The organism is Phytohabitans sp. LZ39 (assembly GCF_059359075.1).
This window is the reverse complement of sequence record NZ_JCADBM010000029.1, coordinates 1-20,970: the sequence shown is the minus strand read 5'-3', so window position 1 is coordinate 20,970 and position 20,970 is coordinate 1. Positions and strand designations below refer to the sequence as shown.

The window sequence follows — 20,970 nt, the reverse complement described above, 5'->3', positions numbered from 1 at the left end:
GTGGATGATGAGACGCGCAGGTGCACTGATCGCGGCACTCACGATAGGGCCTTTCGCGGTCGTCGCGGTCTCGGCGACGGTCAGCACGGCCGCGGCCGTGCAGACCTATTACGTAGCCCCGAACGGCAGTGACAGCGCGGCAGGCTCGCAGGCTGCCCCGTGGGCGTCCATCGCCCGTGCGCAGACCGCCGCCCAAGCGGGCGACACGGTTTATTTCCGGGGCGGCACCTACGCGTACACCCGCGCCAACAGCGCCTGCGCGAGCCAGACAGCCAGAGTGGACGCGATCAGCCTGAACAAGAGCGGCAGCTCCGGCAACCCGATCCGCTACTGGGCGTACCCGGGCGAGAAGCCGATCTTCAACTTCTCACGCATGACGGACAACTGCCGGATCAAGGGCTTCAACGTCACCGGCAGTTGGATCCACCTCAAAGGGCTGGAAGTCACCGGCGTGCCGCAGAACAACAACCTGAACGCCGAGTCCTGGGGGCTCTGGATCTCGGGCAGCAACAACATCTTCGAGCAGATCAACACCCACCACCACATGGGAACCGGCCTGTTCGTCAACGGTGGAGGCGGCAACCTCGTCCTCAACACGGATTCACACGACAACTACGACCCGCGCAGCAGCGACGGACCCGGCGAAAACGCCGACGGGTTCGGCTCGCACTACACACCGGCAGGCCGTCCGGCGAACGTGTTCCGCGGATCGCGCGCCTGGTGGAACGCCGACGACGGCTACGACCTCATCTCCACCTACTCGCCCGTAACGATCGAGCACTCGTGGGCCTGGCGCAACGGGTACGTGCCGGGGACGTCGACGCCGTCGGGCAACGGCGCCGGGTTCAAGGTCGGAGGCTTCGGCGCCGAGTACGACGCCGGCGCGGTCAAGCACACCGTCCGCTTCTCGGTGGCGTTCCTCAACAAGGCGGCCGGCTTCTATTCCAACCACCACCCGGTGGCCAACGACTACTTCAACAACACCAGCTACGGAAACCACCCCGACTTCAACATGCTCGGCATCAACTCGAGCGGCGGCGCGGTCGGCCGGGGCAACCTGCGCAACAACGTCGCCTACACCGGCACGCTCACCTCGAACATGAGCGGTACCAGCTCCGCCTACAACTCCTGGGATCTGGGCATCACCCTGTCGGATGCCCAGTTCCAGAGTGTGTCGACGTCCGGCTGGGACGCGCCCCGCCAGGCCGACGGCAGCCTGCCCGTGCTGCCCCACCTCCGCCTCGCGGCGAACAGCACTCTCATCGACAAGGGCACCAACGTCGGCATGCGGTACACCGGGGCGGCACCGGACCTTGGCGCCTTCGAATCCGGTGACACACCGCCACCGTCGACGCGGTACGAGGCGGAGACCCCGCCGGCGGTGTGCCAAGGCACGATCGATGCCAATCAAGCCGGCTATTCCGGCAGCGGCTTCTGCAACGGCAACGCCGCGGTCGGCGCCTACGCCCAGTTCACGGTGAACGCGTCCGCGGCCGGCACGGCGACGCTGGGAATCCGGTTCGCCAACGGCGCCAGCGGCGGTGCCGCGCGACCGGCGAACGTCATCGTCAACGGGACCACGGTCGGGACGGTCTCGTTCGAAACCACAGGCGCGTGGACGGCATGGGTCACCAAGACCGCAACCGTCTCGCTTGGCGCCGGCAGCAACACCATCCGGCTGGAGCCGACCACGTCAGCCGGACTGCCCAACCTCGACTACCTCGACACCACCGGTTGAAAGGCCACGGCGGCCTGAGCTTCGACATGTTGCTGGACGAAGCCTGTGGAGTCCTCGGTCCGAACTGATCGATCGTTAATGGCGCGCCCCCGGTGCCGGCACCCAGCATGGACCGCAGCACCCGTTACAGTCGGTGCAACGTTGCAACCCACCGGCATCGGGAGCGCGCAGTGGTACGCCCGTTTGATATCGAGGAGGTCTTTCCCGAGGTCGCCGCTGGATCGCCGCGGCGGCGGCGCCGACAGTCGGGCAGCTCGGCCCAGGGCGTGGCGGTTACGCTCATCGCTGACTACACCGTGCGTACCCGGGCCTGGTTGCCTTCGGCGGCGATCGTGGCGTTGCTGGGTGAGTTCGGGGTTACCAGTGGCGCCGCCCGCACGGCCATCAGCAGGCTGGCCCGTCGGGGGATCCTGGAGGGCAGCCGGCAGGGGCGTCACAGCTCGTACCGCCTGACCGAGGACGCCGCCAGCGATCTAGCGAAAGGCGGCACCGCCATCGGCGCTGTCGGCGCGGACGCCGAATCCTGGGACGGTTCGTGGACGGTCGTGGTCTTCTCCATGCCGGAGCAGGAGAGCACGCGACGGCGTGCACTACGGGATCACTTGCGTTGGAACGGTTACGCCCCGTTGTACGACGGGGTATGGATCTCGCCGGATCCGTTGCCGCCGGCAGGGCGAGCGGAATTGGCGGCTGCGGCGCGCGGCTCTTTGACGGTGTTTCGCGCGCAGCATCTGGAGCTGCGAGCGGAGGCTGACCGCAGTCCGGTTGAGGCCTGGGACCTGCCGGGCATCGCGAAAGAGTACGACACGTTCATCGATCGGTGGAGCCCGCTGCTCCCGCGGATAGCTGCCGGCGAGGTGACCGGTGCGGCAGCGGTCCGGACCCGCACCGAGGTGATGGATGTCTACCGACGCTTTCCGGTGCTCGACCCGATGCTGCCGGTTGCCCTCATGCCGCCTGACTGGCCACGCAGACGTGCCCGGGCAGTGTTCGTCGCGATCTACGACGGGCTGCTCGAACCGGCGCAGGACCACATCCGCGCGGTGGTTGCCCGTGTCGCGGACGGGCCCTGGCCCGACATCCAGGCACACACGGTCGCGCACATGGCCGCCGGGGTTCGCCACGGCTCGGCCCGCCGCTGACGCGGACCCGGGAAATCTCCCCGGCCAGCAGAGTGGGCCGCCGCGCCCAGTGACGCGGCGGCCCGATCGTTTACAGTCCGTTACAGAGTCGGGTGTCAGGAAAGCGCCCCGGGACGCTCGACGACGTCGATGACCGCCGTTACGGCACCGAACCTGGTCATACCGGTGACGAGCACCTCACCTGGTGCGTCGGTCGCGCCGGCCGGCAGCGCCTGCCATCGGACGGGGACGGTGGTGACGGTATCCCGCGCGGTGGTGAGTACGCGGATTGCGGTGGGCAGCGCCGGAACCTCGCCGATCCTGGTGGCGGTGTAGACGGTGTCTTCCCGGATGTGCTTGGCCCGGCTGGCGTTGAACACGTTGATGGACGCGTGTGGCTCCCAGGTATTGGGCAGCTCGGGCACGGCCCGGAACATCGTCTGCCATCCCGCCGGTTCCCAGACCAGCACTGCGCTGCCCTGGTTGTTGACCACGTCGTTGGCGGCCTGGAAGACCCGCTGGATCGCGTCCGCCTGGCCTTGGATGGTGCGCGGGAAGGGCGAGTTGGGCAGCGGTGAGCCGTCCCCGCCGGAGGCGGGGTAGGAGGTCTCGGCGACGTCGATCTCGTAGTCGGGGTAGGTGGTCGCCATCGTGTGCAGGTTGAGGTCCAGCGCCTCGGGTGTGCCGTGCCACTCCGGGTAGTAGGAGATGGCCAGCACGTCGGGGTTTTGGCCCTTTGCCTTGACCCGGGTGAGGAACTGGTGCCAGAACTCCATGGTCTTGGGGAGCCGGTTCCTGTCGACGATCACGTGGATTTCGACCTTGGATTTCGGGGACGCGTCACGGACGGCCTCGATCCCGGATGCGGCCAGGGTGGTGAACCGGTCCCACGCTTGGTCGTACAGCTGCTGTTCGGCCGGGTCGGTCGATCCCCAGTACCGCCACAGCAGGCCACCGCCGGGCTCGGACTGGTAGATGTCGGCCTCGTTGGTGAAGTACGGCGGGTTGGTGGTGCCGATGAGGGCCGCCTCGCTGCCGTACATGAAGCCGTTGATGATCTCGTTACCGACGGCGACCTTCTCCGGTCTGGTGCCCTGCCGGATCAGCCGGCGCAGGTAGTCGGCGGTGAAGTCGTACACAGCCTCGGTGAGCTCGTCGAATTCCAGTTCGGCCCAGGCGCGGGGTTTGGGTTGCTTGCTCGGGTCCGCCCAGGAGTCCGCGTAGTGGAAGTCGATGCCGAGGCCCATGTCTCGTTCCTTGATCCATTGGGCTGACTCCAGGGACCGCTCCGGGCCCTGGCGTGGGATCGGCGTTAGTTGGCCGGTGGTCTCGTCTCTTGGCTCGTTGAAGATCCGCAGCCGGGCGTACTCCATGCCTCGATCCTTGGCCACGTCGAGCAGGTGGGGCCCGGCCCCCCGGTTGGCGGCCAAGGGGTCGACCCAGTACTGCCGGGTCTGGAAGTCGTCCACCCAGGACAGGTCGGCACCGAGGGTGAGGTCGCTGCGTAGATAGTTGAAGACCTGGAGCTCGCTGACGCCGACCTTGGCGTGCCGGGACGCGCCGGTGATCGTGAGCCGCACGAAGCGCGTATCCGGCCGGGTGAACAGGTGCACCGCCCCCCGCGAGACGGTTCGGTTGCGGGAATGGTCGGCGATCGTCTGCCACCGGCGAGCGTCGGACGAGGCATCGACGACGTACCGGTACACCGCGCCACGGTCCGGGAAGACCACCCTGACCTTGCGCAGGTTGTCGTAGGCGCCGCCAAGGTCGACCGTCAGCCGCTGGTGGGCGCCGGGGCTGTCCGCATACCACGACGTCGCCGGGTCGCCGTCGGTGGCCAGGCGAGCGGTGGACGCGCCGCTGCTGGCCGTCGCCGAGGCCCAGAACTTGGCGGCGATGTTGCTTTCGATGGGCTTGATGTCAGCGGTGCCGAAGACGGCGTGCGCCGGGGTGGGCGCCGCAAGCATCCCCGCGCTCACCAGCGCCGCGAGTGCGGTCACCGCCACGGCTGTGCGAGCGGGGTTCCTGACCCCCATACCTTCTCCTAACCCGTGCGGGCTCTGGCTTCAGAACCATGCTGCACGTCGAGGCCTATCGATTGACAAGTGTGCGTCCGACCGTAACACTTCTTGAAACATTTGTGTGGGAGCGCTCACAGAACCCGCGTCGACTCCCTCGCTCGCCGTGTCCACGTCGTAGCGCACTACGCGCGGCGACCGGCACACAGAGCGACGACAGTGAAAGGCAGCGTCATGATCCGTTCCACCCGCAAGACACTGAAACGGGCGGGCCTAGCCGCCGCCGCGGCACTGCTGTTCGTGTCGGTGGCGGCTGGCGGTGGCTTCGCCGCGGCGGCGACCACGACCAGCGGCGAGGCGGTCTTGGCAGAGCAGGCGGGGGGCCTGGGGAGTCTGGTCGCGGACTACAAAACCCGCTCCGCGAGCAGGTACACCGGCGACTCCTGGGCGCCCTTCGCCAAGGCGTTGGAGACCGCAACCGATGTCGCCGCTGACGCGTCGGCGACCGCGCCGGAAGTCGCCGCCGCGAAGACGGCGCTCATGAGCGCAGCCGGCGAGTTGGAGGCGGCCGACGAGGGCACCTTCCAGACCATCACGAACAACACCTTCTGGAACGACACCAGCGGCAGCCCCATCTATTCGCAAGGCGGGGGCGTCTTCAAGTTCGGCGACACCTACTACTGGTACGGCGTGCACTACCTGGGCGCTGAGAGCTACCGGGCCAACCCGACCCAGAAGTACGACAACCAGGTCTCCTTCGTCTCGATCCCCGTGTACTCCTCGAGGGATCTGGTGAACTGGAAGTTCGAGAACCGTGTCGCGACGCGCTCGACCCCGATCAACAACGGCGCCACCCTTGGTCAGGCAGGGTGGGTTGGGCGGCTCGGCGTCTCGTACAACGAGAACACCGGCAAGTACGTGCTCGCCACCCAGGCCTATGTCGGAGGCGGGCACGGGGTTCTGTTCCTACAGGGCGACTCGCCCACCGACACCTTCGACTACGCCTACTTCCAGACCCAGATCACCAACTCGCCGACGACGGGCACCGGGGACCAGACCGTGTTCACCGATGACGACGGCAAGGACTACCTGATCTTCTCCAACCGCGAAGGACGTTCTCGCGCGTTTGTCAGCAAGTTCAGGGAGTCCGACTCGCTGCGGCTCGAGCCGGGAGCGCAGATCGGCCAAAACTCTTCTGGGCGTGAGGGCAACGCCATGTTCAAGCTCGACGGAAAGTACTACCACGCGGCCTCGGACCTGCACGGCTGGAACACTTCAGTCAACTACGTGATCGAGTCGAGCAGCGTGCAGAGCGGTTACTCGGGTGAGTACGTCCTCGCCGGCACTGAGATGGACTACAGCCACGTGACCCAGACCGGGTTCTTCGTGACGGTCAAGGGCACCAAGCAGAACACGGTGATCTACGCCGGTGACCGGTGGGCGGACTTCGCGTGGAACGGTATCGGCTACAACCAGTGGGTGCCGATCACCAGGACCGGCGCGCGGCCCCAGTTCCACTCGATGACCCAGTGGCAGTTCAACGTCACGACCGGGGAGTGGCGGGTCGGTCCGGCGAACAACTACATCCTGAACCCGAACATTCAGGCCGACCGCATCGTCGTCTCCCAGGTGCGGGGCTGGACCAACACCGGCGGGGGCGTGACCAACGTCAGCCCTGGCGCGAACGGCAGCCGCTTCGCGCTCCAGCTCGGCTCCGGATCGGCCGGCGTCCGGCAACAGATCACCGTGCCGGCCGGCACCTACAAGCTGTCCACGTACGCCAAAACCGCTGGCTCGGTCAGCGGCGCACAGTTGTCGGTCACCGACGCCACCGGCGCCACGCGCACGCTGAGCATCCCGTCATCCAGCGGCTGGACCCGGCGCGACTCCGCGGAGTTCCAGCTGGCCGCTGGCGCCGCCACCGTCAACGTCCGAACCAGCGGCGGAACCCTCACCGTCGACGACCTCGCACTGGTCAAGACGTCCGGCGACGACCCGCCGCCGGTGGGGCAGCGGTATGAGGCGGAGACCGCGCCAGCGGTGTGTCAGGGCACGATCGATTCCAATCATGCTGGCTTCACTGGCACCGGATTCTGCAACGCCAGCAACGCCGTAGGCTCGTACGCGCAGTTCACCGCGAACGCGGCGGCGGCCGGTACCACGACGCTGGGAGTGCGGTTCGCCAACGGTGGCAGCGCGGCGCGGACGGCGAATCTGATCGTCAACGGTTCGACCGTCGCGACCGTCTCGTTCGAGAACACCGGCGGGTGGACGACATGGTCCACGAAGAGCCTGACCGTCTCGCTCAACGCCGGCAGCAACACCATCCAGCTGAGTCCAACCGTTGCCGACGGACTGCCGAACATCGACCACCTCAACGTCGGCTCCGCCTGACCTACCCCTGGTAAGGCCGGCGCGTCCGCGGCACCGCTGATCCGGGCTAGCGGTGCCGCGGATGCGCTGGCAACTCTTTGGCAGCCGGATCACGGGGGCTGGCTAGCGGGAACCGGCCGCAACGGCACCAACCGCGAAACCACCATCGACCGCATGGAGTTCAACACCCGACGGCACCATCCGGCCGATCCTGCCCACCCTTTAGGAGTTGTCCTCATCGGGCCCCGCGCGCGTTCTGCGCGCGGGTCCCGAGCTCACGAAGTAGTGCGCAGGACGCGGACGTCTCCCGCGGGTACCGGTAGCGTCCCGTGGCACGGGGCGCCGGTGATGAGCTCCTTGCCGGAGGCGGCCAGCTCCGCGTCGCGGTCGCTGTGGTTGATGGCGATGAGATAGCTCGCGGAGTCGCCGACCCGGCGGACCAGCTCCAGGCCGTCCGGCAGCCCGGCGTGGGGGACCAGCCCGGCCTCGGTCAGCACGGCGTCGAGATCGCGGCCGTTCAGGCGGGTGGAGACATACCAGGCGGTGCCTTCGCCGCAGCGGTGCCGGGTGATGGCGGGTTCGCCGGCGGCCGGGCCGTCCAGGTACCGCCGCACCGATTCGGCCCCGGCGAGGACCAGCCGCTCGGTCCAGACATCCGCGGTCAGGTCACCGTCCAGCCGCACGCGGGAACCGGCCCGCAACGGCAGGAACTCCTCGACAGACAGGCCGAGCAGGTCGCGCAGAGCGCCCGGATAGCCGCCGGGGTGCACGGTATCGGTCTCGTCGACGATGCCGGAGAAGTAGGAAACGACCAGCGTCCCGCCGTCCCGGACGTAGGCGGCCAGATTGGCGGCCGCGGCCGACGACATCAGGTACAGGCTGGGCACCAGCACCATCGGGTACCTGGACAGGTCGCCTTCGGGATGGACGAAGTCGACGGTGCGGTGGGCCCGCCAGGCGCGGTCGTAGTAGGCGGACAGCCGGTCTAGGTAGCCGAGGTCGACCGAGGGGCGCCACTCCAGCTCGAGCGCCCACCACGCCTCCCAGTCCCAGACGACGGCGAGATCGGGGACGACCCTGGTGCCGACCAACTCGTCCATGTTGGACAGATCCGCCCCCAGCCGCGCGACGTCGCGCCACATCCGGCTGCTGGTGCCGGCGTGCGGCAGCATGGCGGAGTGGAACTTCTCCGCGCCGAAGCGGGAGGCGCGCCATTGGAAGAAGAGCGCGGAGTCGGCGCCGCGGGCGATGTGGGCGAAGCTGTTGCGGCGCATCTCGCCGGGGGCCTTGGCGATGTTGCGGGGCTGCCAGTTGACCGCGCCGGTGGAGTGCTCCATGAGCAGCCAGGGCCGGCCGCCGGCCAGCGACCGCGTGAGGTCGGCGGCCATGGCGAGCTCGATGTGGTTGTCGGTCCGCTCGGCTTGCAGGTAGTGGTCGTTGGAGATGACGTCCACCTCGGCCGCCCACCGCCAGTAGTCCATCCACTTGCAGTTGGGCGCCATGAAGTTGGTCGTCACAGGTACGCCTGGCGCGAGCCGGTGCAGCACGTCGCGCTCGTCGCGGAAGCACGCCAGGTACTCGTCGGAGGAGAAACGAAGGAAGTCGAGCTGCTGGGTCGGGTTGACACCAGGCGGCGCGAGCCGAGGCGGGTCGATCTCGGTCCAGTCACCGTACCGCTGGCCCCAGAAGCTGGTGCCCCACGCCGCGTTGAGCTCATCGAGCGTGCCGTAACGCAGGCGCAGCCACTCACGAAACGCTGATGCCGAGGCCTCGCAGTAGCAGGCCGAGTTGGCCCAACCGTACTCGTTGTGCGCGTGCCACAGCGCCAGGGCGGGGTGGTCGCCGTAGCGGCGGGCCAGTTGTGCGGTGATTCCGGCGGCCGCCTTCCGGTAAGCCGGTGAGCTGGGGCAGAACGCGTGCCGGGCGCCGCCGCCGAGTACGTGCCCTTCCCGGGTGACCTGGCGGGCCTGCGGGTGGCGCTGGAAGAACCACGCGGGCGGCGCGGCCGTAGGGGTGGCGAGGTTGACCGCGATGCCGGCGTCGTGCAGCATCGCGATGACCCGGTCCAGCCAGCCGAAGTCGTAATCGCCGGGGGCGGGCTCCAGCAGCGCCCACGCGAAGATCCCAACGCTCACCTGGTTGACGCCCGCCTCGCGCATGAGCCGCACGTCCTCGTGCCAGACCGCCTCGGGCCACTGCTCGGGGGTGTAGTCGCCGCCGTACCCGATTTTCCCGAGGCGGGGCAGGGCCCGCGTGCCGCCGTTCATAGGCCTCCAGATTGTGAGCGCCCACAGAGATGTCCGTCATCATGACACAACACTCAACAGTTACGAGACCGGCAGGTGTGGGTCTTGACACACCCGGCAGGTGGGGCGAACACTGTGAGCGCTCACAAGTGATTTCCGCCGGGTTAACGGAGGAGAGCTCCATGCTCGATAGAGACATCAGCCGGCGCCGCTTCCTCACCGGTTCGGCGCTCGCCGCGGGCGGCGCCTTCGGTGTGCCGCTGCTCGGCGCGTGTGACGCCAGCTCGGGCCGTGATTCGTCCGGTGACGGCAAGACCGTGACGCTCACCGTCATGTACAAGAACAACGAGCTGACCAAAGAGCACATCGCCGACTTCGAGGCGAAGCACCCTGGCATCAAGATCAGCTTCATCGAGTTCGACGAGACGCGGCTCAACGCGATGCTGGCGTCCAACGAGCCACCGGACTTCGTCCGCGCGCCGGCGGTGGGCAGCGCCGCCAACAACGCCCAGGGCTTGACCACCGCGCTCGACCCGTACCTGGACAAGAGCACGGTGCTCACAAAAGACAGCCTGATGGCGGTCAACGAGAGCTTCCGCTGGGACGGCACGCGCACCGGCCAGGGTCCGTACTACGGCATCACCAAGGACTGGAGCCAGGACGCCACGCTCTGGTACAACCGGGCGCTATTCGAGCAGGCCAAGATCCCGCCGCTGAGCACCACCGAGCCCATCTCGTACGACGAGCTGCTGGAGATCGCGAAGAAGCTGACCAAGAAGAGCGGCGGCAAGACCCAGGTCTACGGCCTCGGCGTGGAGTGGGCGTGGGGACTGTCCTCACCGATCTTCATGATGATCCTCCAGCAGGGCGGCCAGGTTTACAACGCCGACCTGACCGAGACCGACATGACCACGCCGGAGGCCAGGCGGGCCATCCAGTGGTACGTCGACTTCGGGCAGGCGGGCGTCGGGCCGACCACCCTCGACCCGGCCCCGGACGGCGCCGACCTGTCGCTGTTCTTGGCCAAGCGGATGGCGATCACCCAGGACGGCTACTGGTACGGCGGCAACTTCGTCAAGGAGTCCGAGGAGGTCAAGAACAGCGTGGCGATGGCGCCGGCGCCGGTGATGGGCGACAAGCGGATCAGTCCCACGTACGTCGGTTGGGGCGCCATGATCCCGGCCAAGGCCGGGAACAAGGACGAGGCCTGGAAGCTCATGGAGTACTTCATGGCCGGGCCACCGTCGGAGGAGCGGGCCAAGAGTGGCTGGGGCTTGCCGAGCCTGAAATCGCAGCTGTCGCTGCTGCCGCAGGAGCTGCCATACCAGAAGCAGGCCTACCAGACCACGCAGGCCGAGCTGGAGTACGCCGGGCAACTGCCGGACTCGCCATACATAACGGGGGGCGGCTGGTTGCCCGTGCTCGACAAGCACATCACCCGCGCCATCAAGAAGGAGATCACCGTCGACGCCGCCTGCAAGGCGATCACCGACGAGATCAACAAACTGCTCAAGCTGGGCAAGGACCAGATCAGATAGTGGTCGCCATGGAAGCGGAGAGGGCGGGACGCGGGCGGCAGCGCCGCTGGTCGCGGTACCCCAGCCGGACCTTCTACCTGTTCGTCTCGCCCTGGGTCCTCGGTTTCGCGCTGCTCACCGCGTTGCCGCTCGGGTACGCGCTGCTGGTCAGCTTCACCAACTTCAACGGCCGCAACAGCCGGTGGCGTTGGGTCGGCCTGCGCAACTACACCGAGCTGGTACGCGACGCCGACGTCATCTCCAGCATGGTCCGCACGCTGGCGTACACGGCGATCACGGTGCCGCTGATGGTGGCCGGCGGGCTGGGCCTGGCCGTGCTGCTCAACCGGCGGCTGAAGGCGGTCGGCCTGTTCCGGACGATTTTCTTCCTGCCCTCGGTGGTGCCGGTGGTCGCCATGGCGATCATGTGGAAGCTGATCTTCAACCGGGACGCCGGCATCCTCAACGCGATACTCGAGAAGGTCAGCGTGGGGCCGACCGCCTGGTTGGTCGACCCGTACGCGTTCTACGCGCTGATCATCCTCACCCTGTGGGGACTGGGCGGCGGCATGGTCATCATGCTCGCCGCTCTCCAGGGTGTGCCGGTCGAGCTGGAGGAGGCGGCGGTCGTCGACGGCGCCAGCCGCTGGCACGTGTTTCGCCACGTCACCGTGCCGATGATCTCGCCGGTCATCTTCTTCCAGGTGGTCACCGGCATCATCGCGTCATTCCAGATCATCATCCAGCCGCTGCTGCTCGCCGAGGCCAACCAGGTCGGCTCGGTGGCCCTGGTGCCGCAGAGCACCCACCTGTACATGGTGCAGGTCTACGAGGAGTTCTTTCTCAACAACCGCTACGGCTACGGCTCCGCCATGCTTTGGGTGTTCTTCGTGGTCATCCTGGCTATCACCCTCGTGGTGCTGCGGTCCAGCCGGCTGTGGGTGCACTACCAGGTGGACAGCGAGGCCGAACGATGACGATGGTCCGTGACCCCGCACGCCCGGCGATCAAGCCGGCCTCGTCGACGCCGGCGCGGCGACCCCGGCGCAGGGCCAACGCGGCGGGTACCTACCTGCTGCTGATGACGCTGGCGGTGCTGTTCGCCGGGCCGTTCGCCTGGCTGGTGCTCGCCGCGTTGAAGACCAAGACGGAGTGGGTCGCGATCCCGGCGAAGATCCTGCCGGAGACTCCGCAGTGGGGAAACTTCACGCAGGCGCTCACCGAGATCAACTTTACGGCGTACCTCGGGAACTCGCTCTTCCTGTCGTTCCTGTACGCGGTGCTGGTGACGTTCTCCAGCGCGGCCGTCGGCTTCGGTTTCGCGCGGCTGCGCGGGCGGGGCAAGCGTCCGCTGTTCGTGGTGCTGCTCTCCACCATGATGCTGCCGCAGATCCTCACCCTGATCCCCACCTATGTGCTGTTCGCCCGGGTCGGGCTGGTCAACACGTACTGGCCGTGGGTGCTGTGGGGCCTGGCCGCCTCGCCCTACCTTGTCTTCCTGTTCCGCCAGTTCTTCGCCGCCATCCCCGCCGAGCTGGAGGACGCGGCCATCATCGACGGCTGCGGATACGGCCGGATCTTCGTACAGATCTTCCTGCCGCTGTCCCGACCCGTGCTGGTGACCTCGTTCCTGCTCTCGTTCACCTGGATCTGGGGCGACTACATCGCCCCCGCCCTCTTCCTCGACCCCGACCACACCACGCTGTCCGTGGCCATCTCGGCGTTCTACCGCGACCCGCACGGCAACCCCGACACCACGCTCCAGGCGGCCGCCGCCACGCTCTACGTGGTACCCGTCCTGGTCATCTTCCTGTTCGCGCAGCGCTACTTCATCCGCGGCGTCCTCGGCTCCGGTGTGAAGGGATAACTCACGACGCGCCGATACCGGTCGACGTCTTCGTCGCCCGGGGGTCGACCACGCCCAGTGACGTCGTTCGGGCAGGTCGACGGCCGCGATCGGCCTTCCGTCAGCTGGCAATGGGCGCTGACATCCGTCGATTGACAAGTAGCTGTCCGACAGTGACACTCTTTGATATATCTGAATGGGAGCGCTCACAGCGCGTTCTGGCAGGGCACCAGGACGAGGGCGCGTTGAGCGGTTGGGCCGTTTTCCGTGCCAGCTGTTGGTGTGCCTTTGATCTGCTGCGTGCGGCGGATGGAGGGGCGGGGTCGGCTGAGGTATCTGTAAATCCCACGAAGGAGTCATTGTGTTGATGCGACGACGGACGTTTCTGAAGGCGGGTGCTGGGGGTGTGGTGGCGGTGGGAGGCGCGGCCGTGCTGGGTAGCTGGCAGGCGAACGCCTCGGCTGCCGCCCTGGATACCGCGCCGGTCACACCGTTCGCGGTGGGCGTGCGCCGGTACGACTGGACGCGGGGCAGCCGCCCGTGCACGACCTACGTCTACTACCCGGCCACCGGCACCCCCGGCGGCAACCCGGTCACCAACGCGCCGGTCGCGGCGGGGGTGTTTCCGGTTTACAACTTCACCCACGGCTATGGCAGCAGCCCGCAGAACTCGCTGTTCGTCATCCGGGCGTTGGCGGCGGCGGGGTTCGTCGTGCCGGCCCCGCACTTCCAGCACAACTTCGGTGATGTCAACAACGGCAACACCTCCAAAGATGTCTCAGAGATCCTGACCCGGACGTTGGCGTTGAATGGGAGTGGGCCGCTGGCCGGGCACATCAACACCGGTATCGGTGTGGGTGTGTCGGGTCACTCGCTGGGCGGTATGACCACCCACGGCCTGCTGACCTCCTGGCCGGACAGCCGGATCGTCTCCGCCAACCCACAGTCCTGTGTGGACATGGGCAACCCCGCCAGCTCGGTCTCGGCCAAGGTCCTGTTCGTCCACGGCGACCGGGACTCGACCACGCAGTATTCCTCGGCTCGGCAGGCGTACACCGAGATGCCGGCGCCGAAGGCGTTCCTGACCTTCGTCGGCGGCAGTCACACCAGTTTCTGGAGTGACAGCCGTTTCCCGGCCACGGTCGTGGACTGGGCACGTTGGAGCATGTACGGCGACACCGCCGCCCGGGACCGCCTCCCATCGGACGCGGCCGGCTCCAACACCCGATGGGAAGCCAACCTGGGCACGCCACCGACCTCAGCACCGGCGACCACGGCACCCCCGACGACACCGCCCCCGACGACCTCGGCACCCGGCGGGGCGGTCAGCGCCACCTACCGGACCGTCAACAGCTGGCAGGGCGGCTACCAGGCCGAGGTGACCGTGGCGGCGGGCAGCTCACCGATCAGCGGCTGGACCGTCCAGTGGAGCCTCGCCAGCGGCCAGAGCATCAGCCAGCTCTGGAACGGCACGTTGAACGCCAGCGGCTCGGCGGTAACGGTTCGCAACACCTCGTACAACGGATCGCTGGCCGCCAACGCCTCGACCACCTTCGGGTTCGTCGGCACGGGCTCGCCGTCGACTCCCTCGTTGACCGCGACCACGCCGTAGCAAGGAACCGCGCCAACGCAGCCTCGGCGCCGCCGGCGCAAGCCGCGGCCGTCCGTCAACGGCGCGGACGTCGGGATCGACGACGTTCGGCTTCATCGGCGGCGGCGGGACGCCGGCCACCCCGACACCCACCCGCACCAGCCCGTGATGGGCATCGCCATCATCTCACTCTGGAGATCATCATGTTTTCACGCAGACAGCGCGTCGCGTTGCTGTCCGCCGGCGCGGCGATAGCGGTGGCGGGCGCAGGGGTGCTCACCGCCGCGGTGGCTTCCGCGGCGGCGACCCGCTACGAGGCGGAAACCGCACCCTCCACATGCGACGGTGTCATCGAGTCCAACCACACCGGCTACTCCGGCAGTGGATTCTGCAACGCCAACAACGCGGTCGGCGCGGCGGCGCAGTTCACGGTGACCGCATCCGCCGCCGGGGAGGCCACCGTAGCGGTGCGGTACGCCAACGGCACGACCAGCAACCGTCCGGCGGACGTGGTGGTCAACGGCGCGGTCGCGCAGTCGGGTGCCGCGTTCAACGGCACCGGCGCGTGGACGACCTGGGCCACCACGACGCTGACCGTATCGGTGAACGCCGGCAGCAATACGATCCGGCTCAGCCCGACCACGGCCAACGGCCTCGCCAACATCGACTACGTCGACTTCGAGGTCGGTGGCACGCCACCCACGTCGCCACCGCCCAGTTCGCCGGCGCCCGGATCGGGCAAGCAGATGGAGGACCTCAACCGCGGGCTGGTCAGCGTCCGCTCCGGCAGCGGCAACCTGGTCTCCTGGCGACTGCTCGGCACCGAGGCCGCGAACACCGGCTTCAACGTGTACCGCGGTTCGACGAAGGTGAACTCGTCGCCGATCACCAACTCCACCAACTACCTCGACTCCGGCGCGGCGGCGGACGCGTCGTACACGGTCCGCGCGGTCGTGGACGGCGTCGAGCAGGCGGCGTCGGAGGCGTCGCTGCGGTTCGCCGGCGGCAACTACCTCGACGTGCCGATCTCCCGTCCGGGCAGCAGCTACACCGCCGGTGACGCGAGCGTCGGTGACGCGGACGGCGACGGCCAGTACGAGATCTTCCTCAAGTGGGACCCTTCCAACCAGAAGGATCCTGCTCAGGATGGGGTCACCAGCAACGTCTACATCGACGCGTACCGGCTCAACGGCACCCGGCTGTGGCGCATCGACATGGGTCCCAACATCCGAGCCGGGGCGCACTACACCCAGTTCCAGGTGTACGACTACGACGGCGACGGCCGGGCCGAGATGGCGGTGCGGACCTCCGACGGGACCCGCTCCGGGACCGGTCAGGTGATCGGTAACGCCAGCGCCGTGCACCGCAACTCGACCGGGCATGTCAACGCCGGACCGGAGTTCTTGACGATGTTCGACGGGCTCACCGGTGCGGTGCGCTCGACGGTGACCTTCGAACCGGTCCGGGGCAACATCGCCGACTGGGGCGACACCAAGGGCAACCGCGGTAACCGGTTCCTGGCCGGGACCGCCTACCTCGACGGTCAGCGTCCCACTGTCATCATGAGCCGCGGCGTCTACGAGAGGACCGCGATCGCGGCCTACGACTTCCGCAACGGTCAACTGTCACTGCGGTGGAAGTTCGACTCCCGCACCGCCGGTAGCCAGTGGGCCGGCAAGGGGGCGCACTCGCTGTCGATCGCCGACGTCGACCGCAACGGCACCGACGAGATCGTCTTCGGTGCTATGGTCATCAACTCCAACGGCACCGGCCGCCACTCCACCAGCTTCTACGGCCACGGTGACGCGCTGCACGTCAGTGACTTCGTGCCCAGCCGGACCGGCCAGGAAATCTGGATGATCCACGAGGCGGCCCAAAGCCCGGCGGCGACCCTGCGGGATGCGAACACCGGCGCGGTCATCATGCAGAAGAACAACACCTGCAACTGTGAGGGCCCGGCCCGTGGTGTGGCCGGTGACATCCACGCCGGCAACGCCGGCGGCGAATTCTGGGGCAGCGGGACCGGACTTGGCAACCTGTTCAACGCCTCCGGTGGCTCGGTGGGTCGCAACCCGAGCAGCAACAACTTCCTCGCCTGGTGGGACGGCGACCCGGTACGGGAACTGCTCAACGGCAACTACGTCGACAAGTACGGCACCGGCGGCGACACCCGCCTCATGACCGGTTCCGGCGCCCACTCCATCAACGGCACCAAATCCACTCCGTCGCTGTCGGGTGACCTGTTCGGCGACTGGCGCGAAGAGATCATCCTTCCGCGTGACGACAACAACGCACTGCGCATCTACTCCACCCCCACCCAGACCGACCGGCGCATCTACACCCTGTTGCACGACGCCCAGTACCGCGTCGCGATCGCCTGGCAGAACACCACCTACAACCAGCCGCCGCACCCGAGCTTCTTCCTCGGCAACGGCATGACCAACCCGCCACAACCGAACATCCACGTCCGCTGACTCCTTTTAGGGCGCGCCGGCCGCTGGGCCGGCGCGCCCCAAGGGGTCCCCTAGAACGGATCCAGCCATGGGCACAGCTCGGAATCATCGATGAAGTGGTTTTCGAAGGCTTCGGCAATCATGGTGGCGGCGACGACTCTGTCCGGCATCGCCGCCATCGTCGCGATCCCCGCGCATGCCGCGACAACTCGGTACGAGGCGGAGTCCGCACCCGCCACGTGCGGCGGCTCTGTCGCCTCCAACCATTCCGGCTTCTCCGGTAGCGGTTTCTGTGACACGACCAACGCCGCCGGTGCCGCCGTCCAGTTCACCGCGAACGTGCCGGCCGCGGGCACCGCGAGGCTGGACATCCGGTACGCCAACGGCAGCACCGCGAACCGGCCGGCGGACGTCAGCGTCAACGGGACGGTGGTGCAGTCCGGCTTCGGGTTCGAGGTCACCGGCGCTTGGACCAGCTGGGCGACCAGGAGCATCACCGTCCAGCTGAACGCGGGCAGCAACACCGTGCGGCTCGCCGCGACGACCGCCGGCGGGCTCGGCAATATCGATTACCTTGACGTCGTGACCGATGACACCGGAGGCAGCCCGATCATGCAGGGCGCGGACGTCTCCACCCTGCGGCGCGCCGCCGACCTGGGCGCCAGGTTCTCCTACGCCGACGGCACCCAGGGTGACCCGCTGGACATCCTCAAGAGCGTCGGCGTCAACTACGTGCGGCTGCGGATCTGGAACAACCCGCGCAGCGGCTACAACAACAAGGACAAGGTCCTACAGTACGCCCGGACGGTGAAGGCCAAGGGCCTGAAGCTGATGGTCGACTTCCACTACTCGGACACCTGGGCCGACCCTGGCAAGCAGTTCAAGCCGGCCGCCTGGGCCAGCCACGGGATCAGCCAGCTGCCGACCGACGTCTACAACTACACCTACGACGTGTGCAACAGCCTGAAGGCGCAGGGCACCACGCCGGACAGCGTGCAGATCGGCAACGAAATCAACACCGGCATGCTCTGGGAAGACGGCCGCGTGGTCAACAACAACTTCACCAACCTCGGGTTGTTGCTGAAGGCGGGTTACAACGCCACCAAGGCGTGCAACAGCGGCACCCAGGTGATCATCCACACCGCCCGGGTGGAAAGCGGTGCCCGCTGGTTCTACGACGGCATCCGCTCCCAGGGCGTCCAATGGGACATCACCGCCCTGTCGTACTACTGCATGTGGCACGGCAGCTTGTCCAATATGGCCAGTGTCGTCTCCGACATGCGCTCCCGGTACGGCAAGCCGGTCATCATCGCCGAGACCGCCTACCCGTACACGACCGCAAATGCCGACGGCACCGCCAACGTCGTGACCAGCGGCTGCTCCGGCTACGCGGTTTCACAGACGGGGCAGCAGGCCAACTTCGCCGCGGTACAGAACACCGCCCGCAACGCCGGCGCCATCGGCGTCTTCTACTGGGAGCCCACCTGGTACGCCGTGCCCGGCAACGGCTGGAATCCGGCCGACATCAACAACTCCGGCAACGAGTGGGACAACATGGCCGTCTTCGACCGGAACGGTCGCCTCAACCCCAACATCCGGTGGCTCCCCTGACGACGTGACTGGGGACGGCCTTACCCGCGGCGCCGAGCGCCTCCGGCGCGACCTGCTCGCGCTCGGCGCCATGACCTCTTCGCTACACCGATGCCTTTGTGAACGAGTCCTCATGAGTCGGTTGCTGAGGCTATCGGTCATACCGGTGGTGGCGGTGCTGGCCGCCGCCGGTGTGGCGCTCGCACCGAGCGCGCACGCGCAGGCGACGCGGTACGAGCGTGGAGCGCGCCGACGCGGTTTTACTCGAGCACGCCGCAGATCGTGCTGGACAACATGGGCAGCGGCCAGTGGCTGGACTTCTGGATCATCTGCGACACCGTGAACTGCCACATGTACTCCTCCGACGACAACGGGCAGCTGTACCGCGCACAGACCACGGTGGCGACCTTCCCGAACGGCTTCTCCACCCCGATCATCGCCATGCAGGACACCAACAAGTTCTGGCTGTTCGAGGGCGCCAACGTGTACCGACTGGGCGCCGCGAACGAGTACCTGCTGCTGGTCGAGGCCATCGGCGAAGGGCGCCGGATGTTCCGATCCTGGAAGGCACCCAGCGCCTCCGGACCCTGGACCCCGCTGGCCGACACGAAGGAAAACCCGTTCGCCCGCCACAACAACGTCACCCACACCGGCACCGACTGGACCAACGACTACAGCGACGGGGAAATGATCCGCAGCGGCATCGATCAGAACATTGTGGAACGGGCACTGGTGGCTGGCGGAGCAGAGACCGACAGCCAACGCCCTGACAAGATCCAGCACACTCTCTCATGCTGCGAAGCCCGCCGAGCAGCGGTGTTGCGGACGCGCTCGGTCGCCGATTTCTGCAAGATCGTATGCGCGGGATCTGCCGCCGATCGGGTGTCACGGTTCGTGGCGCGGCACCGCTCAGCGCGCGTCGGGAGGGCCCCGCCGGCCCGTGCCGCGAGATGGTGTGAGGTGGGTGTGGCGGCGGGTTCACGCCGCGCGTCGCGGTGGAAAGCGACGACTAGGCGACCGCGCAGGGCTTCGTGGCCGCCGGCCTCGGCGTCGCACTGATGCCCGCGACAGGGCTGGGCAACCGCCACCCGCAGCCTTGCCGCCCCGGTCGCCGCGTTCACTCCTCCGACGGCATGACGCGGCGCAGGCGCGCCTGAGCGCGGGCCATCCGCTCCCCCTCGATCGCGAGGCCGGGATCGAGGAGCGCCTGGAAGAGCAGGCCGTCGAAGAGGGCCAGTGCCAGCCCGCCCGCATCCCGGCCGACCGGGTCCGGCCCGAGACCGAGCACCCGGGCGACCTCTTGCCGGCTACGCCGGAAGCCCTCCGCCAGCAGCGCCTGGATCCGCTCGTCGTGCAGCGCCTTGGCCATCGCCGCGAGGAAGGTGCGGGCCAGCCCCTCGTGCTCCCGCCGGGTCTCCTCGACCACCGCCGTCGCCGCGCGAAGGCGCTCGACCGCCGACCCGGGGTTCTCCACAGGCACCACCCCGTCCAGGCGCCGCCCGATCTCGGCCAGCCACCGGTCGAGCCCCGCGACGACCGCCTCGGTGACGAGCTCGTCCTTCGACCCGAAGTGGTAGGTGATCGAGGCGAGGTTGGCGCCTGACTCGTCCGCGATCGCCCGCGCGGTGACCCGCTCCGGCGGGAGGCGCTCCAGGCAGCGGAGCGTCCCCTCGATCAGCTGGGCGCGGTTGCTGCGCTGCGGGCTCATGGGGTTAAATTGTACAAGCGTATAGATTCGTGCTCCCGGAAGGACACGCCCATGTCCGTCGCCACGGCCGCGGTCTCCCTGCTGCTCGCCGCCCTGCTGGTGTTCACGGCGCTCCGCAAGCTGAGCCACCGCCCCGAGGTCGTCGCGACGTACACGCGGGTGGGCGTTCCGGAAGAAAGGCTGAACCTACTCGCCGCGCTGCTTCTGGCCGGTGCGGCCGCACTGGTCGCCGGCCTGTGGTGGCGCCCCGTGGGCATCGCGTCCGCGGCGGCGCTGGTGGCCTATTTCGTGCTCGCGATCGGGGCCCACGTGCGCGCCCGCGACGCCGCCAACGCTTACATGCCGGCCGTCTACCTCCTGCTGGTGCTGGTCACGCTCGTCCTGTTCACGGTCTAGCGGTGGGCCGGCCGGAAAGATCTCGGGCAGTTGCCCGTGACTGTTGGGGCTGTCAGTGAGGATTCGAAGCCGTCGTGGCGGGTTGAGCATCGCTACCGGGCGGTGATGGATGCGTTGTCCGGGCAGGCGGTGACCGCGGTGGCGGCCAGGTACGGACGTCGCGGCGGACGATCTACTCCTGGGTTGAGCGGTACCGCGACGCAAACGGGTTCCACACCCCGGTCAACCAGCGCCTACGAACCCGAACCGCCCACGACCAGGAAGGCCCGAGGGCACCTCACCGCCCCCGTGCCATCCCGCAGGACCGCGGTCTTCCGCGGTCCGGACTACGGTCGAGCGCATGATTCCCGACATCCACATCGTGTTCGACTGC

At 67.8% G+C, this 20,970-nt stretch carries 14 protein-coding genes and 1 pseudogene; 12 read left to right on the top strand and 3 right to left on the bottom strand.

From position 1 onward, the window contains the following. Positions 1–7: 7 nt before the first annotated feature. Together AC5L36_RS39060 and AC5L36_RS39055 are read left to right on the top strand one after the other, a co-directional pair. Positions 8–1,738 (top strand): right-handed parallel beta-helix repeat-containing protein, encoded by a 1,731-nt coding sequence (locus tag AC5L36_RS39060; RefSeq protein ID WP_441223730.1) that lies wholly within the window; start codon positions 8–10, stop codon positions 1,736–1,738. A gap of 107 nt (positions 1,739–1,845) precedes the next feature. After that, on the top strand, positions 1,846–2,880 hold the full coding sequence (locus AC5L36_RS39055) for a PaaX family transcriptional regulator (RefSeq protein ID WP_441223729.1): 1,035 nt from the start codon (positions 1,846–1,848) through the stop codon (positions 2,878–2,880). Between the two features lie 95 nt (positions 2,881–2,975). On the opposite strand, the gene AC5L36_RS39050 is transcribed toward AC5L36_RS39055, so the two are convergent. After that, the gene (locus AC5L36_RS39050; RefSeq protein ID WP_441223728.1) at positions 2,976–4,895 is read right to left on the bottom strand and encodes a glycosyl hydrolase 53 family protein; all 1,920 of its coding nucleotides are present in this window, start codon (positions 4,893–4,895) and stop codon (positions 2,976–2,978) included. Between the two features lie 216 nt (positions 4,896–5,111). Between AC5L36_RS39050 and AC5L36_RS39045 the strand changes: the two genes are divergently transcribed. After that, positions 5,112–7,271 (top strand): carbohydrate-binding protein, encoded by a 2,160-nt coding sequence (locus AC5L36_RS39045; RefSeq protein ID WP_441223727.1) that lies wholly within the window; start codon positions 5,112–5,114, stop codon positions 7,269–7,271. 254 nt (positions 7,272–7,525) lie between these two features. Here the strand turns inward: AC5L36_RS39045 and AC5L36_RS39040 are convergent, their stop codons facing one another. After that, positions 7,526–9,517: a beta-galactosidase gene (locus AC5L36_RS39040; protein ID WP_441223726.1), complete on the bottom strand. Its 1,992-nt coding sequence runs from the start codon at positions 9,515–9,517 to the stop codon at positions 7,526–7,528. A gap of 161 nt (positions 9,518–9,678) precedes the next feature. On the opposite strand from AC5L36_RS39040, the gene AC5L36_RS39035 reads away from it, so the two are divergent. The 8 genes and pseudogenes from AC5L36_RS39035 (at position 9,679) to AC5L36_RS39000 (ending at position 19,552) form a co-directional block, all read left to right on the top strand. Continuing rightward, positions 9,679–11,034, top strand: coding sequence for an ABC transporter substrate-binding protein (locus tag AC5L36_RS39035; protein ID WP_441223725.1), 1,356 nt, complete (start codon positions 9,679–9,681; stop codon positions 11,032–11,034). An 8-nt stretch (positions 11,035–11,042) separates the two neighbouring features. Next, positions 11,043–11,990 (top strand): carbohydrate ABC transporter permease, encoded by a 948-nt coding sequence (locus AC5L36_RS39030; protein WP_441223724.1) that lies wholly within the window; start codon positions 11,043–11,045, stop codon positions 11,988–11,990. Continuing rightward, positions 11,987–12,880, top strand: a complete 894-nt coding sequence (locus AC5L36_RS39025) for a carbohydrate ABC transporter permease (RefSeq protein ID WP_441223723.1) — start codon at positions 11,987–11,989, stop codon at positions 12,878–12,880. Before AC5L36_RS39030 ends, AC5L36_RS39025 begins: the two co-directional genes overlap by 4 nt. A 346-nt stretch (positions 12,881–13,226) precedes the next feature. Beyond that, positions 13,227–14,471 carry a cellulose binding domain-containing protein gene (locus AC5L36_RS39020; RefSeq protein WP_441223722.1) on the top strand — a complete coding sequence of 415 codons (1,245 nt, stop codon included), beginning with the start codon at positions 13,227–13,229 and terminating at the stop codon, positions 14,469–14,471. Between the two features lie 182 nt (positions 14,472–14,653). Then, positions 14,654–16,924, top strand: coding sequence for a rhamnogalacturonan lyase family protein (locus AC5L36_RS39015; RefSeq protein WP_441223721.1), 2,271 nt, complete (start codon positions 14,654–14,656; stop codon positions 16,922–16,924). Between the two features lie 90 nt (positions 16,925–17,014). Then, a pseudogene (locus AC5L36_RS39010) lies at positions 17,015–17,425 on the top strand (CBM35 domain-containing protein); the annotation flags it as partial. Positions 17,426–17,467: 42 nt separating this feature from the next. Continuing rightward, complete coding sequence (locus AC5L36_RS39005; protein ID WP_441223822.1) at positions 17,468–18,514, top strand: glycoside hydrolase family 53 protein; 1,047 nt, start codon at positions 17,468–17,470, stop codon at positions 18,512–18,514. Between the two features lie 132 nt (positions 18,515–18,646). Further along, the gene (locus tag AC5L36_RS39000) at positions 18,647–19,552 is read left to right on the top strand and encodes a non-reducing end alpha-L-arabinofuranosidase family hydrolase (RefSeq protein ID WP_441223821.1); all 906 of its coding nucleotides are present in this window, start codon (positions 18,647–18,649) and stop codon (positions 19,550–19,552) included. A gap of 58 nt (positions 19,553–19,610) precedes the next feature. Here AC5L36_RS39000 and AC5L36_RS38995 read toward each other — a convergent pair whose 3' ends face one another. Then, on the bottom strand, positions 19,611–20,201 hold the full coding sequence (locus tag AC5L36_RS38995) for a TetR/AcrR family transcriptional regulator (protein WP_441223720.1): 591 nt from the start codon (positions 20,199–20,201) through the stop codon (positions 19,611–19,613). A 51-nt stretch (positions 20,202–20,252) separates the two neighbouring features. Between AC5L36_RS38995 and AC5L36_RS38990 the strand changes: the two genes are divergently transcribed. Continuing rightward, complete coding sequence (locus tag AC5L36_RS38990) at positions 20,253–20,597, top strand: DoxX family protein (protein WP_441223719.1); 345 nt, start codon at positions 20,253–20,255, stop codon at positions 20,595–20,597. Positions 20,598–20,970: the final 373 nt, after the last annotated feature.

Coding starts and splice junctions, on each gene's coding strand:
- AC5L36_RS39060 (WP_441223730.1), top strand. CDS start 8: ATGAGACGCGCAGGTGCACTGATCGCGGCACTCACGATAGGGCCTTTC.
- AC5L36_RS39055 (WP_441223729.1), top strand. CDS start 1,846: ATGGACCGCAGCACCCGTTACAGTCGGTGCAACGTTGCAACCCACCGG.
- AC5L36_RS39050 (WP_441223728.1), bottom strand. CDS start 4,895: ATGGGGGTCAGGAACCCCGCTCGCACAGCCGTGGCGGTGACCGCACTC.
- AC5L36_RS39045 (WP_441223727.1), top strand. CDS start 5,112: ATGATCCGTTCCACCCGCAAGACACTGAAACGGGCGGGCCTAGCCGCC.
- AC5L36_RS39040 (WP_441223726.1), bottom strand. CDS start 9,517: ATGAACGGCGGCACGCGGGCCCTGCCCCGCCTCGGGAAAATCGGGTAC.
- AC5L36_RS39035 (WP_441223725.1), top strand. CDS start 9,679: ATGCTCGATAGAGACATCAGCCGGCGCCGCTTCCTCACCGGTTCGGCG.
- AC5L36_RS39030 (WP_441223724.1), top strand. CDS start 11,043: ATGGAAGCGGAGAGGGCGGGACGCGGGCGGCAGCGCCGCTGGTCGCGG.
- AC5L36_RS39025 (WP_441223723.1), top strand. CDS start 11,987: ATGACGATGGTCCGTGACCCCGCACGCCCGGCGATCAAGCCGGCCTCG.
- AC5L36_RS39020 (WP_441223722.1), top strand. CDS start 13,227: ATGCGACGACGGACGTTTCTGAAGGCGGGTGCTGGGGGTGTGGTGGCG.
- AC5L36_RS39015 (WP_441223721.1), top strand. CDS start 14,654: ATGTTTTCACGCAGACAGCGCGTCGCGTTGCTGTCCGCCGGCGCGGCG.
- AC5L36_RS38995 (WP_441223720.1), bottom strand. CDS start 20,201: ATGAGCCCGCAGCGCAGCAACCGCGCCCAGCTGATCGAGGGGACGCTC.
- AC5L36_RS38990 (WP_441223719.1), top strand. CDS start 20,253: ATGTCCGTCGCCACGGCCGCGGTCTCCCTGCTGCTCGCCGCCCTGCTG.